The sequence below is a fragment of the Corynebacterium sp. MSK297 genome, from assembly GCF_030232885.1.
GTDB lineage: Bacteria > Actinomycetota > Actinomycetes > Mycobacteriales > Mycobacteriaceae > Corynebacterium.
The window spans coordinates 25,665-40,848 of the sequence record NZ_JASPGD010000009.1 but is presented as its reverse complement, the minus strand read 5'-3'; the positions used below and the strand labels follow the sequence as shown (position 1 = coordinate 40,848).

Genomic DNA, 15,184 nt, shown 5'->3' with positions numbered 1-15,184 from the left:
GCGTGAGTTCTTTTACATCTATCTCCTCCACCGCGGAATGGCAACGACTGACCACGCTGGCCAGCGAGCAGGATTTCGACCTGCGCTCGCTATTCCACTCGGACCCCGACCGGGCCCGACGGTGGTCGTTTTCCGCTGGTGAGCTCCACATCGACTTATCAAAGAACTGGATCGATGACACGGTCCATGCGCATCTGGTGGAATTGGCAGAACGCGCGGGATTGCGTGCAGCCATCGAGAAGATGTATTCCGGCGCCCACATCAACAACACGGAAGACCGCGCCGTCTTGCACACGGCTTTACGCGCACCGGGTTCTTTTTCCTCCCACGGCCAGCAGGATTTAGTAGTCGACGGACAAAACGTCACCCGCGATACCCATGCGGAGCTGGATAAAATGGAGCGCTTCGCCAATTCACTGCGCGATGGCACCCGGACTGGTTTTACAGGGAAGAAAATCCACACCATCGTTAATATCGGTATCGGCGGTTCAGATCTTGGTCCGGCCTTTGCCGCACTTGCGCTGCAGGAATACAACACTGCAGGCATCCACGCCGAATACGTCTCCAACGTGGATCCAGCCGATATGAGCGATACCTTGACCGTGGTAGATCCAGAAACCACGCTGTTTATCGTCAGCTCGAAATCTTTCGGCACCCAGGAGACCTTGTCTAACGCCACCGCTGCCCGGCGGTGGCTCGTCGACAAGCTCGGCAGCTCTCGTGCTGTGGCGCAGCATTTCATTGCGGTGTCGACGAACGAGGACAAGGTCAAGGAATTCGGTATCGATCCGGACAACATGTTTGTGTTCTGGGACTGGGTCGGCGGGCGATATTCGGTGTCTTCAGCTATTGGCCTTTCTCTGATGCTCACCATCGGACCTAAGGATTTCCGCCGCTTCTTAGCCGGTTTCCACGCCATCGATGACTACTTTTATCGCACCGACCTTGGTGACAATGTCGTTGCCCTCATGGGTTTGTTGGGGGTGTGGTACACCAACTTCCACGGTGCCGCGAGCCACGCGATTTTGCCATATTCACAGCATTTGCGGCGCTTCCCAACGTACCTGCAGCAGCTGACCATGGAATCCAACGGCAAATCTGTCCGCCGCGACGGCACGAGCGTCGACTATGCCACCGGTGAGATTTATTGGGGCCAAGCCGGAACCAACGGCCAACACGCATTTTTCCAGCTGCTGCACCAGGGCAAACACCTCGTCCCGGCGGATTTCATTGGTTTTGCTCGCCCGCATCAAGACTTGGCTGCGATCGACGGCGAAGGCTCATTACATGATTTGCTGATGAGCAACTTCTTTGCCCAATCCAAGGTGATGGCTTTCGGCAAAACCGCCGAGGAAGTTTCCGCGGAAGGCGTAGCCGAAGAACTCATCCCTCACCTGGTCATGCCCGGTAACCGCCCAACCACGACGATCCTTGCTCCACAGCTAACCCCGTCGGTACTGGGCAGCTTGATCGCGTTGTATGAGCACATCACCTTCGTACAAGGCGTGATCTGGGATGTGAATTCCTTTGACCAGTGGGGCGTGGAACTGGGCAAGAAACAGGCCGACGCATTGTTGCCCGCGATTTCCGGGGCCGAAGCAATTGATTCCGGCGATAGCTCGACCGACGAACTGATCCGCTGGTACCGCAGGCAAAGCGAGGCTTAACCAGCCCGGGATTAATCTGTTTGGGGGCCGACCAACGGCTGGCAGTGCGGACACCACCAGATAATGCGCTCTAGCTCGTCATCGGTTCCGCCGCGAGTTTTCTGGTCCGGCCCGCCCAAAGAATCGTGCTTGATCAGTGTTCTGCAGCGTCGGCACGGCCGGTTGTTTCGCCCGAACACGTAGGTTGTCTCCCCGGCACGCTTGATTCCGGTGGTCACGCGCACTGGTTCGTTTCTATTCGCCCACATGATACGGCGTGCGATATCCAGGATTTCGGACACTCGCGCCGTATCCAGCGCACCGACGCGGCTAGCTGGGTGCAGGCCAGCAAGAAAACACACCTCTGCGCGGTATTCGTTGCCAATACCCACCACCTTGGTTTGATCCAATAACGCGGTACCGATCGGGCGCTGTGGTTGTGCCACAATGCGGCGCAGCGCTTCAGCTTTGCCGTGGTTATCCCAGTCGTCGGCAAGAATATCCGGGCCGAGATCACCAATAAACCGCTTGTATTCTTGTGCTGGGAATACCCGCACCAATCCCAACTGGTGCCCCACGACTTCGATATCGCGCGGTTGATGCGCAAACCGCAGCACCACCCGGGCGGTATGGGCTGGTTGGCGCCACCTGTCCCCGGCTAAATGCATCGCCCACGTACCTTCCATTTTCAAATGGGTGGCCAGGATGTGTTGGCCGAAAAGCATGAACAGGTACTTTCCATAGGGCCAGATCTTCTGGCACTGCGCCTCGGAAAAATCGTGATTCGCAAAGCGCGGGGTGCGGATCGAGGTACGTGTGACGGTCTTACCGACGAGAAACTGCAGCCTCTGCGACAGCTGCAGTACGGAATCGCCTTCTGGCATTGTGCGCGCACCTCCTGGCGTATTAATTCAACAATTTACCGGCCCAGTCACTGGCTCAGTCACTGGCCCAGTCACTGGCTCAGTCACTGGCTCAGTCACCTGCTAAGACGCAGGCCCTTCGGGCTGAGTTTAGCGCCGTATTCGCGCATCGCTACAGCTAATGGGGTTCCCAGGATGGCCACGCCGTTCGCCTTTTCAATGGTCAGCGGGCGGATCCATTCCGCATCTAGCGCAGCATGCACAGCGTCGACAAGCAACTGTGCCGGATCGGCATCGATGCCTTCCGGGAGTGCGTCGAAAAACGTGGTCACCGTTTTCCCACCGCGGCTTAAGTGCGCCAAACACACGCCGTCGGCAAGCACCACTAGGCTCCCGGCAGACCGTGCAGGCCGCGCACCCGGCCGTGAGTCACTGGCAACTTGTGCAGCCCCATCAGTGTGCGGCCAATCCACAGCAGCACCATAGGGGTTAGCTGGATCGGTCGCAGCAAGAACGACGACATCTGGGTCTGTGGTGCCGGAAGGCCACCCGTGCACATCCGGGGCATCATCGGCACCACGCAACCGGTCTACCACAGACGGCGTAGAAAATTGCGCGGCACCCAGCCCTTCAACGAAGTACCCACGCTGGGCCTTTCCCGCGGCTTCAAACTCACTGAGCACTTTATAAGCCAAGGCAAATCCACCGGTGACGCCCTCGGCGACCACGCTTCCCCGGGTAAGCACCCCATAACGATCCAGCCATGCTTCTCCTTGGGCAACCGAACGCGCAGTGGCGTCGCGATCCGGCTGCACCGAAAGCGCCCACCGCCCGACCATATCCGGCGGTGTGGACTGACCGGAACGCGCATACTGGCTGGTAGCAAAACTAGTACGCCCCATCCGCAGCCGCGAACGCCGCGGTTGCCGTTTTGCCTTGTGCGCCCGGCTTGCCCCACCGGCTAACCGCGTGCGCAATGGCGTAAAACTATCCGGACTCACCATTCCCAGATCGACTAATTCCCACAGTGCCGCGCGCACGGTCTCGCTGGTGAATTGCTGCTTTGTCTGCGTGCTGTGTGCAGAATGATCATCGAAACTCAGCGTCCCGGCGCGGTTTACCTGTTCGACAATGTCGGCAAATAAATAGCCGCCGCCATTGCTCAGAACCACCACGATGGCTTCTTGCACTTGCGTCAACCCAGACGTATCGGATGGTTCGTCGTCCAACGGGGCGAGTTGGGCGGCGTACTCGGCGGGCAGCAGCATAATCCATGGATCGTTGCGCCCGGCTTGGCCCACCCCGCGGATCAAGACTTCACCATTACTAGTCAGCTCATCCAAAAACCGCGGGCTGTAGCCTGGCACGCGGGCAGGCAACACCAATTGTTCCCAGGCGCTGGCTGGCAGGCGTACCCCGGCTAGCTGTTCGATGGCGGCAAATACTGCATCCTCCTCGCCTAATCCGGACGGTGCATCGGTGATCTGGTGCCAGCTGAGCAAAAAGCGTGCGAAGCCGGACGCGCTAACCGGGCGCAGCGCCTTACGAGCTGCCGCTAGTGAGCGCGAACGGATCCGTTTGAGTACCCCGGCTGCGCAATACTCCAGTTCGTCGATGCCTTGGCGGTAGTGACCTTCTACCAATTCGCCGCTGCCGGAAAGTGTTTGCACGATATGCCAGGCGCTGGAAATGCTGATTCCGAAGGCATCCGCGGCATCGCGCAACACGAACGGCCCGCGCGAGCGCGCCCAGCGTTTCAGTAGTTGTGCTAGCGCATCGTCGATAGTTTCTGTTTGTGCGGGTATCCCGGGTGGCACCGGGATGCCCAAACCATCGCGCAATAATGCTGCATCGTTGCTCTGTGCTAGGTGGTCGTGCCCGACCATGCGCAGCACCATCACGCGCGCACCCAGTTCGCGTTGGGCCTGTTCCAGGGAGATCTCGGCATGCTCGGCGAGTTGGTCAACCGGGATCGGGCCAATCCGGCGCAGTATATCGGCGAGTTGTTCGGCTGTGTGTGCCCGACGCTCCGGGGTGGTGTGCTGCAGGGCTTGGTGCACCTCCACGATGACATCGGGGTCCAGCAATTCCCGCAGCTCCACGGTGCCCAACAGCTTTGCCAACAAACTCGGGTCCAGTGACAGCGCAGCAGCGCGCTTTTCCGCCAGCGGGCTATCGCCTTCGTACATGAATGCGCCGGTGTAATTGAACAATAGCGACGAGGAAAACGGCGACGGCTGCTCGGTTGTAACTTCCGCGATGCGGATGGTGCGCTGAGCAATCGACCGGGTGACCTCATGCAAGGCTGGCAGGTCATAGACATCTTGCAAGCATTCACGCACGGTTTCCAGGATGATGGGAAATGACGGGTACTTGCGGGCTACATCAAGCAGTTGCTCGGCTTTTTGTCGCTGTTGCCACAGCGGTGCGCGCTTGCCCGGGTCATACCGGGGCAACAACAACGCACGGGCCGCGCATTCGCGAAACCGTGAGGCAAACAGCGCCGAATTGCCCACCTGGGTAGTCACGATTTCTTCGATTTCATCGTCGTCAAAAATAAATAACGAAGCATCGGGATCGTGGTCGCCTTCCGGCACGCGCAACACGATGCCGTCATCACCAGCGACAGCTTGGGCGTCCATGCCGGTGTTTTCTGCAATCCGCGCGCCTACCGCCAGCGCCCACGCAGCATTCACGCCGCGGCCAAACGGGGTGTGCAAGACGACGCGCCAATCCCCCAGTTCATCGCGGAAACGCTCCAGGACCAGTGTTTTCTCATCCGGGATCAACCCGGTGGACTCGTACTGCTCATCCAGATAGCCCAGCAGGTTGGTGCGTGCGCGCTCTTCCAGCGGCAAGTCAGCTAAGGCTTTGTCACGCTCACGGTGGGCATGGCGTCGAAAAGCCCCCAGAGCCAGGCCGAGCTCGTAGGGGCGGCCTAATTGATCGCCGCTCCAAAACGGCAGACGTCCGGTATGGCCCGGGGCAGGGGTAACCAGCACCTGATCACGAGTGATGTCTTCGATGCGCCAGCTACTTGCCCCCAGGGTGAATACGTCGCCCACGCGGGATTCGTAGACCATTTCCTCATCGAGCTCACCGACCCGGCGCGGGATAGGTTTGCCAGCTCCACTGGCACCGGTGCCAGCCGCGCCCGTGGAATCCCCCGTCGTACCAGCCAAAAAGACGCCAAACATGCCGCGGTCCGGGATGGTACCGCCACTGGTGACGGCCACGCGCTGTGACCCTGGCCGGGCGGACAAGGTGTTGTCGACTCGATCAACAACGATCCGGGGTTTGAGCTCTGCGAAATCGGTGCTGGGATAGATTCCACTGGCTAAATCCAGCACGGAGTCATAGACGTCGCGGTCCAAGTCCCGGTACGGGTAGGCGCGGCAAATAGTGGAAAACCACTCGTCGACGTCGAGGTCTTCTACCGCCACCGCAGCGATGGTCTGTTGCACCAACACGTCCAGCGGGTTGCGCGGAACATGGATCTTTTCAATCAAACCGGGTTGCACCCTGCCGACGGTCACCGCAGTTTGCACCAAATCCGCGCGATGTTTCGGGTAAAAATCCCCCCGAGATACCGCACCAACGCTATGGCCTGCGCGCCCGACTCGCTGCAGCGCAGAAGCCACCGACGGCGGAGATTCTACTTGCACCACCTGGTCGACTGCCCCCATATCAATGCCAAGTTCCAGCGAGCTGGTAGCCACCACGGCTTTCAACGCACCTTGCTTGAGCAGTGATTCTGTCTGGGCGCGCTCGTCTTTCGAGACTGAACCATGGTGCGCGCGGGCAATCACCGATGCGGCGGCACCGGCGGTATCGGTGTGCTTCATCAATTGCGCGGGATCCCGGCGCGTGGGCGCCGACAGCAATTCCGGGGCATGCTCAGCGGCATATAGCTCGTTGATCCGCGAGGTCAGCCGTTCTGCGGTCCGCCGGGAGTTGACGAACACCAAAGTGGAATTTTGCCCCATGATGGTCTGGTAGAGCTCGGCTTCAATATGTGGCCAGATGGATTTCGCCGTCGGCAAGGCGGAATCGCTCGCAAAAGACGGTGTCTCCTCTCCGGCCCCCGCCGCACCGTTGTCCGCCGCACCGTTGCCCGCACCGGGTGCGCCACCGCTGCTCAAGCCCAGCGGATCGTCCACGGTCATCTCCCCGATCGTGGAGGCCTGTTCCGGCACCGGCAGATCCGCCATGTTGTCCACCGGCACCCGCACGGCCAGCTCCCACGATTTTTTCGCTGGCGGGGCGACGATTTCTACCTCACGGTCGCCCCCGAGAAACTGCGCCACGGTCTCGATCGGGCGCACCGTAGCCGACAGCCCGATACGTTGCGGGTCGCCAGCCACACGTGCCAAGCGTTCCAGCGTCAACGCCAGGTGTACACCGCGCTTACTACCTGCTAGCGCGTGGATTTCGTCCACGATGACGGTGGTGACGGTAGAAAGAATGCCCGCGGCTTTGCCTGTGAGCATGAGATAAGCCGATTCTGGGGTGGTGATCAAAATATCCGGCGGGCGGCGTAGCTGGCGGGCTCGTTCTGCTTGCGGGGTATCACCACTGCGCACACCGACGCTGACCGACGGCACATCGTGGCCCATGCGCTGTGCGACGCGGCCGATGCCTGTCAGCGGGGCGTGCAAGTTTCGTTCGACGTCCACACCCAGGGCTTTCAGCGGAGAAATATACAGCACTGTGACGCCGGGCTTAGCTGCGATCCCGGACTTAGAAGCGCCATCGGGCTCGTCGGCTTTCCCGGGCGTTTCGGAGCCCCCGGGCTTGTCGGCGTCGGCAAGCGATGTCTTCGTGTCTGCGACCGGCAGGGTTAACTGCCCACCAGCAGTGCTCAACCCGTTAAGAGCCCACAAAAACGCCGCCAGGGTTTTACCGGAACCAGTCGGCGCCACCACCAGCGCGTTTTTCCCTTCCGAGACCGCCTGCCAGGCTTGGCGCTGGACGTCGGTGGGCTGCGCAAAAACTTCACGAAACCAGCTTGCTACCGGCGGGCTGAAACGGGACAGGACGTCATCGGACATGATGACTACTCTACGGCTACAGTATGGGGCATGACAGGCGCGTTATCAGATGTCCGGCTGACCAACCTTTTAGCCCAAGGGTCCGGGGAAATCCTCAAAGGGATCCGCGGGGTTGGTTTGCTGCGCGATAAGGAACTCGCCGAGGCTGGCGACGAGCTGGCGCAAAATTGGATCGCACGCGTGCTCGCGCAACACCGCCCAGACGACGGCTTTTTATCGGAAGAAGCCAAGGATAATCCCGAGCGGCTACAGAAAAGACGCGTCTGGATCGTCGACCCGTTGGATGGCACGAAGGAGTTTGCCACTGGGCGGCAAGATTGGGCGGTGCATATCGCGTTGGTCGAAGACGGGGTGCCATTGCATGCTGCCGTCGGACTGCCGGATCTCGGAGTGGTGTTCCGCTCGTCAGATGTCCGCGCGGTATCCGGCCCGTTTTCACGGCGCATCGTGGTGTCGCGCAACCGCCCGCCAGAAATTGCTGACTACGTCGGCAAGCACATGGACCTAGAGACCGTACGGCTGGGCTCTGCCGGGGCAAAAGCAATGAAAGTACTGCTTGGCGACGTCGACGCGTATATCCATTCCGGCGGACAGTTCGAATGGGATCAGGCTGCCCCAGTCGGTGTGGCGCAGGCTGCCGGTTTGCACGTCAGCCGCTTGGACGGTTCACAGCACCGGTTCAACCGAGCCGATACCTATATTCCAGATTTGTTGATCTGCCGCAAAGAGCTTGCCGACGACATGCTCGGACATATCGCGGACTACCAGGCAGCCAACGGCAGCTATTGAGATGTTGTCGGCGTCGCATGAGCGGTGGGTCTGCTGCGCACGAGCGGTGGATCTATTGAGAGCACACGGCCTGGCCACACGCTAGTAAACTATGGCCCATGACTACGCCGTCGACGACCCCTAATAATAACCGCACCAGCACCGCAATCCCCACTCCCTACGAGGATCTGCTGCGTGATGTCCTAGACAACGGCACCGCTAAGCACGACCGCACGGGCACCGGGACTACCAGCGTGTTTGGCCGGCAACTGCGGTACAACTTGGCGGAATCTTTCCCACTGTTGACCACGAAGAAGGTGTATTTCCACGCGGTGATCGGCGAACTGCTGTGGTTTCTGCGTGGTGATTCTAACGTGGAATGGTTGCGCGATAACGGTGTACGTATCTGGAACGAATGGGCTGATGACAACGGTGAATTAGGCCCGGTGTATGGCGTGCAATGGCGCTCGTGGCCAACCCCAGACGGCGGACACATTGACCAGATTGCCCAAGCAGTACAGGATCTGCGCGAGAACCCAGATTCACGCCGGATGGTGGTGAGCGCGTGGAATGTTGCCGAACTCGATGATATGGCGTTGATGCCGTGCCACCTGCTGTTTCAGCTCTACGTCGCCGACGGCAAGCTCTCGCTGCAGGTGTACCAGCGCAGTGCGGACCTATTTTTGGGAGTGCCGTTTAATATCGCTTCCTACGCACTGCTGGCGCACATGTTCGCCCAGCAAGCTGGCCTGGACGTCGGCGAGCTGATCTGGACCGGTGGCGACTGCCATATTTACAACGACCATGTTGAGCAGGTTCGCGAGCAACTGCGCCGCAGCCCGCGCGCCTACCCACAGCTGCGTCTAAACCAGGCGGCCAGCATTTTCGATTACGATTTTTCCGATATCTCCGTCGACGGTTATGACCCGCACCCAGCGATCACAGCCCAGGTTTCGGTGTAACGGCGATGTTGGGAGCAATTTGGGCGCAATCACTCGACGGGATCATTGGCGATGGCGTGGCGATGCCGTGGCACGTGCCGGAGGATCTCGCGCATTTCAAAGAAATCACCACGGGTGCGCCGGTGATCATGGGACGCAAGACGTGGCAGTCGCTCCCCGAGCGTTTCCGTCCGCTGCCCGGCCGGGATAATTACGTGTTGTCATCGGCAAGCCCCGGAACCTGGTCGGCTGGCGCGGAGGTTATTCGTGCTCTTGCCGACGTCGCGCAGCTGCACACCGCCTGGATTCTGGGAGGTGGCAAAGTCTACGAAGCTACCTTGGGCGATGTCGATCGTGTGGAGATCACCCTGATGGGGGCAAATATTGGTAGCATTTACGGGCAGCGGGCCGTGTATGCCCCGGACATTCCCGAAGATTTCGGGTTAGTTGCAGACAGTGACTGGCAGGTCTCCGCACACGGGCACCTGCAGATTCCGGGACATGAGCCCAGTGATTTACCACTGAAATATCGATTCTTAACCTACGAACGAAAGGCCGCAGCCTAAATGTCTGACGTACAAACCCCAGAAACCTCCCACGATGTCACCGTCTTCGCTGCCAGCTGGTGCCCGTTTTGCCGCAAGCTGATCGGTGATTTGGAAGCCAACGGCACCCCATTTGCGGTGATCGATCCAGACTCGGAAGAAGGCCAAGCCAAAAACGCCAACCCGTGGATCGAGTCTGTCAACGACGGCAACCGCATCATCCCAACGGTGCTGTTTTCCGACGGCTCCTCAATGACCAACCCACCTGCCGGTGACGTAGCGAAGAAGCTGGAAGAACTCCAAGGCTAAAATTTTACTGCCTGCCGCGAAGAGTGTGGCTTGCGCCGGCGGCACACCGGTGCATTCGCCCGGATTTTTCACGTGCGCTAAGCTAATGGCTGGCCGGGGATGACCGGCCAGTGTTGGCCCCAGTAGCTCAGGGGATAGAGCACGGCTCTCCTAAAGCCGGTGTCGGAAGTTCGAATCTTCTCTGGGGCACATTTTCTTTTTCTCTGGGATTCTTTATCTTCATCCCGCCTCCCAAGTCTGGTATCGCACAACTTAGTGCGCCAATATTCGCGTTTTAACCCCGAAACTTCTGTTACTACTGTTATTGTTGTGGCGAATGTTTATTCCTGATTGGAGAAATCTCGATGAATAGCCCGCGCAATTTCAGCCGACGTTCCTTATTCCGCACCACCGGCGCCCTCGCGATTGCTGGTGCCTTCGCCACCGCTGGCACCGGCATTACCGCCCCACGTGCTGCAGCGGCGAACGGCCCTGGCCCGGTTGTGGGCCGAGTACTGGACTACGCAGCCGGTGTACCGTCGGCACGTTCCATTAAAGACGGTGGATTCCTCGGCGCCGTGCGTTACGTATCGGAGCGCCGCCCCGGTGCAGATTGGATGCTTGGTAAACCCGTCAGCGCTACCGAAACCACCAACCTGGCAGCACTCGGCCTGGAAACCGCCTCGGTATATCAATTCGGCCGCGCCGAAACCGCGGACTGGAAACAGGGAGCTTTGGGCGCTGCGACGCACGCACCAAAAGCAATCGCGCTGCACCGCAGCGCAGGTGGTCCCACCGGCCGTCCTATCTATATCGCGATTGACGACAATCCCACCCGCGCGCAATACGATTCTTTGATCGCACCCTACCTACGGGCCTTCGAAGCTTTGCTGAAAGCATCCGGTTATTCCGCCGGAATCTACGGCAACTACAACGTCATCGACTGGGCCATCGCAGACGGCATCGGATCGTATTTCTGGATGCATGACTGGGGCTCGGGCGGCAAGATTCACCCGCGCACCACGATTCATCAGCTGCCGCAGAATAAGCAGCAAACCATCGGCGGTGTGGTCTGCGACATCAACAACGTCTATGCCCGGGATTGGGGCCAATGGAAGCCAGGCGTTCCTTCGGGTGCTGGTCAGGGCGCACAGAAGAACCAGAGCAACGGCAACAACCAGGCGCGCCCACAGGGCCAACAGCCTGGCCAGCCGGGCCCTTCCCCTGCTATCCCAGGCAGCTCAAACGTAATCCCTAGCGCTGCCGAATTGCAGAAACTTAGTTCCGACCCTGCACTACAACAAGGTGCGCGCACCCTGCAGGAGTTGCTAAAACTCGCACAGGATAACGCGCACCTCGCGAAGCAGTTTGGGCTGTAGGCTACTAGACTACAAGCCTCTGCTGGGCAGCTGCAGAGTGTCTGCTAAGCAGCTGGAGCAGCTGGCACTGAGCGTTCTTCCGGCCCGTTGTAGGCAGACAGCGGCCGGATCAGGGAGTTGTTCTCGTACTGTTCCAAAATGTGAGCGGTCCAGCCGGTGATACGAGCCATCACAAAGATCGGGGTGAAGAACTCAATTTCCAGGCCCAGCAGGTAATAGGCCGGGCCAGCTGGGAAGTCCAGGTTTGGTTTGATCTTGATGGACGTGTTTTCTTCCATCGTCTTGGCCATGATGTCGTACATTTCGACCCATTTGTCCGCACCAGGAGTGTTAGCCGCGAGCTTCTTGAACGCGGCTTCCATCGTCGGCACGCGGGAGTCCCCAGTTTTATACACGCGGTGCCCAAACCCCATGACCACTTGCTTGTTGTCCAAGCGGTTCTTGCACCACTCCTCTGCCTGAGCTGGATCACCAATCTCCAGCATATTGTGCATCACGGCTTCGTTTGCGCCACCGTGCAGTGGGCCCTTCAGCGCACCAATACCACCGGTGACGGCAGAATATACGTCGGAAGTCGTCGAGGTAATCACGCGCGAGCTAAACGTCGAGGCGTTAAAAGAGTGCTCAGCGTAGAGAATCAACGACTGGTCAAAAGCCTGAATGGCTTCTTTTTGCAACGCGGGAGAATCATCGTCATCACCGAAAACCATCCACAAGAAGTTCTCCGCGAAGCCTTTATCCTTTGCTGGCTCGACATATCCTTTGCCCTTACGGCGGCGGATATCCAATGCGACTGCCGTGGGGAATTTCGCGAGCAGACGCAACCCAATCTCACGGATATGGTCGGCATCGCGTGTGAAATGTTCATCGAACTGCCCCACGAACGAAGTAAACGTGCGCAGCGTGTCCATCGGGTGGGCATCTTTCGGCATCGATTCAATCAAGTTGATCTCTGCATCGCTCAGGCCGCGTAATTCACGCTCGGAAGCAGCAAATTCTTCCAGCTGCCCGGAGTCAGGTAGCTCACCGTTCCACAGCAAATAGGCTACTTCTTCAAAACTGCAGTGCTTCGCCAACTCTTGCACCGGATAGCCAGCATAAGTCAACGAGTTGGTCTCTGGCATTACCTTCGAGACCGCGGTGTAATCTGCCACGACCCCGTACAGGCCCTTACGAATTTCAGAATTGGTAGTCATTACAAGCTCCTTCCTGAGCTTTTGCTAGAACGGCGATGCTGACCTGCACGCCGTGTTGATCGTTTAGATCACAGGTTCTGCTCCGGTGAATAGGTGAATACGTCTTGGTCGAAAGCGTTGTAGTCCTCGTAGCGCACGAGTTCGTACAGCCGCGATCGGTGCTGCATATCGTCCAACCAGGATTTCTGGTCGCCGCCCTCGTTGAGGTCGCGCAGGAAGCGTTCGGTCGCCCCCATAGCAACCCGGAACGACGAAACCGGCCAGATCACGGCGTTGTAGCCAATGGATTCCAACGTTGTAGCGTTGTGCAGCTCGGTCTTGCCAAATTCCGTCATATTCGCCAGCAAAGGCGTGTCGACGGCCGCACGGAATTTCTCGAAGTCTTCCGTGGTACGCAACGCCTCGGTGAAAATCAGATCTGCCCCGGCTTCGGCATAGGCCTTCGCCCGATCAATAGCATCATCGATGCCGTTGACCCCCGCGGCGTCAGTCCGGGCACAGATCACGAAATCTTCATCGCGCCGCTGGCCGACAGCTGCTGAGATGCGGCGCACCATCAACTCCGTCGACACAACTTCTTTGCCGTCCAGGTGTCCGCAGCGCTTCGGGTTGACCTGGTCTTCCAGGTGGCAACCTGCCAGTCCTGCGTCTTCCAGCGCGGCGATCGTGCGGGCTGCCGACATGGGTTCACCAAAACCGGTATCAGCATCAACCAGCACCGGGAGCTCAGTCGCCCGCGCGATCTGGCCAGAACGCTGTGCGACCTCGGTGAGCGTCGTCAAGCCAATATCTGGCAATCCAAGGTCATTAGCAAGCACAGCACCGGAAACATAAACGCCCGAGAAGCCACCAATGTCTTCAATGAGTTTCGCAGTCAACGGGTTAAAGGCTCCCGGCAACGTAGTGATCTGCGGTGCATTCAGAGATTCACGAAAATTTTTCCGCTTCTGGTTTGCAGTGGTCTCGGAAGAAAATAGTCCTGCCATTAGAAAATCCCCTTCGGAGTCTGTGGCGCCTGAGCCAGCACGTCATCAGAAACCTGAATATTCAGCTCCCGCAGATCGGTGAGGTTTTCTAGGTTGTCGACGGCGGCCAGGAAACGTTCTTGTTCTTCTTCAGAAACGATTCCTTTTGCTAGGGTGCGGAACTTCGTGCGGTAGTTCTCCCGCTCAAATGGACGGGCGCCAAGTGGGTGGGCATCGGCGACAGCCATTTCATCTTCCACAACCGTGCCGTCGTGAAAAGTAATGACAGCTTTGGCACCAAACGCTTTTTCGTTCGGGTCAGTCGAATGGTAACGCTTCGTCCACGCTGGGTCCTCCACGGTCGAGACCTTGTGCCACAGCTCGACGGTGTCCTCCCGCTGCGCACGCTCAGGTGCGTAGCTGTCGATGTGATGCCAGTCGCCGTCCTGCAGTGCTACCGCGAAGATGTACATGATCGAGTGATCCAAGGTCTCGCGAGACGCATGCGGATCCATTTTCTGTGGATCGTTGGCACCGGTACCAATGACATAGTGGGTGTGGTGCGAGGTGTGCAGCACGATAGATTCGATATCGGCGATATCCAGGCCCTTGTCTTCCAAGGTCTTTTTCATCCGACGGGCCAGGTCAATCGGTGCCTGCGATTGATATTCCGCGGAGTGCTCCTTGGTATAGGTTTCCAGGATTGCACGCTTTTCTTCGCCCTTATCCGGCAGCGGAACCGTATAAGTCTTGTCTGGAGAATGCAACATCCAGGCGATAAATCCGTCTTCGCCTTCCCAGATCGGCGCCGGTGCACCCTCCCCACGCATAGTACGGTCGACAGCTTCGATTGCCATCTTGCCGGCAAATGCTGGGGCATAGGCTTTCCAGGACGAGATCAAGCCCTTGCGAGACTGGCGGGTGGCCGTGGTGGTGTGTAGCGCCTGGCCAATAGCCTGGTAAATAGTGTCGACGTCCAGGTTCAGCATGGTTCCGATGCCTGCGGCTACAGAAGGCCCGAGATGTGCAACGTGGTCGATCTTGAACTCGTGCAAGCAGATGCCCTTGACCAGGTTGACCTGGATTTCATATCCGGTAGCGATACCGCGGATCAAGGCTTTGCCGTCGAGCCCCTTGTGCTGGGCGACAGCCAAAATCGGTGGAATATTATCGCCTGGATGCGAGTATTCCGCAGCCAAGAAAGTGTCGTGGAAGTCCAGCTCACGCACCGCGGTGCCGTTAGCTAGAGCAGCCCACTCTGCAGAGTAGGTGCCGTCCACACCGAACACTGTCGCTCCCCCATCGCTGACCGGGTGCGCGGTGGCCATGGTGCGCGCCGAGGTAACAGGACGACGAACTAGTGAAGCCATCGCGACCGATGCGTTATCGATCAGCCTGTTCTTGATCATCTCAGCGGTGTCGGCCGGAACCTCTACTGGATCAGCTGCAACCGTGGCGATCTTGTGCGCCAAGTGCTCCTCATACGGGAAGTCTTCTGCAGAAGGCCTAGTTCGCACTTCGTGTTCGATCATGATGTGACGC

At 58.8% G+C, this 15,184-nt stretch carries 11 protein-coding genes and 1 tRNA gene; 7 read left to right on the top strand and 5 right to left on the bottom strand.

Translation table 11 applies throughout. From position 1 onward, the window contains the following. Window positions 1-2: 2 nt before the first annotated feature. The gene (gene pgi / locus QP888_RS08920) at window positions 3-1,667 is read left to right on the top strand and encodes a glucose-6-phosphate isomerase (RefSeq protein ID WP_284813195.1); all 1,665 of its coding nucleotides are present in this window, start codon (window positions 3-5) and stop codon (window positions 1,665-1,667) included. A gap of 11 nt (window positions 1,668-1,678) precedes the next feature. Here pgi and QP888_RS08915 read toward each other — a convergent pair whose 3' ends face one another. Both QP888_RS08915 and QP888_RS08910 read right to left on the bottom strand, forming a co-directional pair. Then, a complete protein-coding gene (locus tag QP888_RS08915) occupies window positions 1,679-2,530 on the bottom strand; it encodes a DNA-formamidopyrimidine glycosylase family protein (protein WP_284813194.1) in 852 nt (283 codons plus the stop codon). A 95-nt stretch (window positions 2,531-2,625) separates the two neighbouring features. After that, window positions 2,626-7,560 (bottom strand): Lhr family helicase, encoded by a 4,935-nt coding sequence (locus QP888_RS08910; protein WP_284813193.1) that lies wholly within the window; start codon window positions 7,558-7,560, stop codon window positions 2,626-2,628. A 30-nt stretch (window positions 7,561-7,590) separates the two neighbouring features. Between QP888_RS08910 and QP888_RS08905 the strand changes: the two genes are divergently transcribed. From QP888_RS08905 to QP888_RS08880, 6 genes are all read left to right on the top strand, one after another. Next, window positions 7,591-8,349: a 3'(2'),5'-bisphosphate nucleotidase CysQ gene (locus tag QP888_RS08905; RefSeq protein WP_018121189.1), complete on the top strand. Its 759-nt coding sequence runs from the start codon at window positions 7,591-7,593 to the stop codon at window positions 8,347-8,349. Between the two features lie 98 nt (window positions 8,350-8,447). Next, a complete protein-coding gene (locus QP888_RS08900) occupies window positions 8,448-9,290 on the top strand; it encodes a thymidylate synthase (protein WP_284589921.1) in 843 nt (280 codons plus the stop codon). 5 nt (window positions 9,291-9,295) lie between these two features. Then, on the top strand, window positions 9,296-9,835 hold the full coding sequence (locus QP888_RS08895) for a dihydrofolate reductase (RefSeq protein WP_249606415.1): 540 nt from the start codon (window positions 9,296-9,298) through the stop codon (window positions 9,833-9,835). After that, entirely contained in the window at window positions 9,836-10,123 is a 288-nt protein-coding gene (locus tag QP888_RS08890; RefSeq protein WP_018121186.1) for a glutaredoxin domain-containing protein, read from the top strand. Window positions 10,124-10,239: 116 nt separating this feature from the next. Further along, window positions 10,240-10,312: transfer RNA gene (locus QP888_RS08885), tRNA-Arg, on the top strand. Window positions 10,313-10,467: 155 nt separating this feature from the next. Further along, window positions 10,468-11,481, top strand: a complete 1,014-nt coding sequence (locus QP888_RS08880; RefSeq protein WP_284813192.1) for a DUF1906 domain-containing protein — start codon at window positions 10,468-10,470, stop codon at window positions 11,479-11,481. A gap of 44 nt (window positions 11,482-11,525) precedes the next feature. Here the strand turns inward: QP888_RS08880 and QP888_RS08875 are convergent, their stop codons facing one another. From QP888_RS08875 to prpD, 3 genes are all read right to left on the bottom strand, one after another. After that, window positions 11,526-12,677 carry a bifunctional 2-methylcitrate synthase/citrate synthase gene (locus QP888_RS08875; RefSeq protein ID WP_239211818.1) on the bottom strand — a complete coding sequence of 384 codons (1,152 nt, stop codon included), beginning with the start codon at window positions 12,675-12,677 and terminating at the stop codon, window positions 11,526-11,528. Between the two features lie 68 nt (window positions 12,678-12,745). Then, entirely contained in the window at window positions 12,746-13,663 is a 918-nt protein-coding gene (gene prpB / locus QP888_RS08870) for a methylisocitrate lyase (protein WP_239211819.1), read from the bottom strand. Continuing rightward, window positions 13,663-15,174, bottom strand: a complete 1,512-nt coding sequence (gene prpD / locus QP888_RS08865; RefSeq protein ID WP_239211820.1) for a 2-methylcitrate dehydratase PrpD — start codon at window positions 15,172-15,174, stop codon at window positions 13,663-13,665. Before prpD ends, prpB begins: the two co-directional genes overlap by 1 nt. Window positions 15,175-15,184 lie beyond the last annotated feature (10 nt).

Coding starts and splice junctions, on each gene's coding strand:
- QP888_RS08915 (WP_284813194.1), bottom strand. CDS start 2,530: ATGCCAGAAGGCGATTCCGTACTGCAGCTGTCGCAGAGGCTGCAGTTT.
- prpD (WP_239211820.1), bottom strand. CDS start 15,174: ATGATCGAACACGAAGTGCGAACTAGGCCTTCTGCAGAAGACTTCCCG.
- QP888_RS08905 (WP_018121189.1), top strand. CDS start 7,591: ATGACAGGCGCGTTATCAGATGTCCGGCTGACCAACCTTTTAGCCCAA.
- prpB (WP_239211819.1), bottom strand. CDS start 13,663: ATGGCAGGACTATTTTCTTCCGAGACCACTGCAAACCAGAAGCGGAAA.
- QP888_RS08890 (WP_018121186.1), top strand. CDS start 9,836: ATGTCTGACGTACAAACCCCAGAAACCTCCCACGATGTCACCGTCTTC.
- QP888_RS08910 (WP_284813193.1), bottom strand. CDS start 7,560: ATGTCCGATGACGTCCTGTCCCGTTTCAGCCCGCCGGTAGCAAGCTGG.
- QP888_RS08880 (WP_284813192.1), top strand. CDS start 10,468: ATGAATAGCCCGCGCAATTTCAGCCGACGTTCCTTATTCCGCACCACC.
- QP888_RS08900 (WP_284589921.1), top strand. CDS start 8,448: ATGACTACGCCGTCGACGACCCCTAATAATAACCGCACCAGCACCGCA.
- QP888_RS08895 (WP_249606415.1), top strand. CDS start 9,296: ATGTTGGGAGCAATTTGGGCGCAATCACTCGACGGGATCATTGGCGAT.
- QP888_RS08875 (WP_239211818.1), bottom strand. CDS start 12,677: ATGACTACCAATTCTGAAATTCGTAAGGGCCTGTACGGGGTCGTGGCA.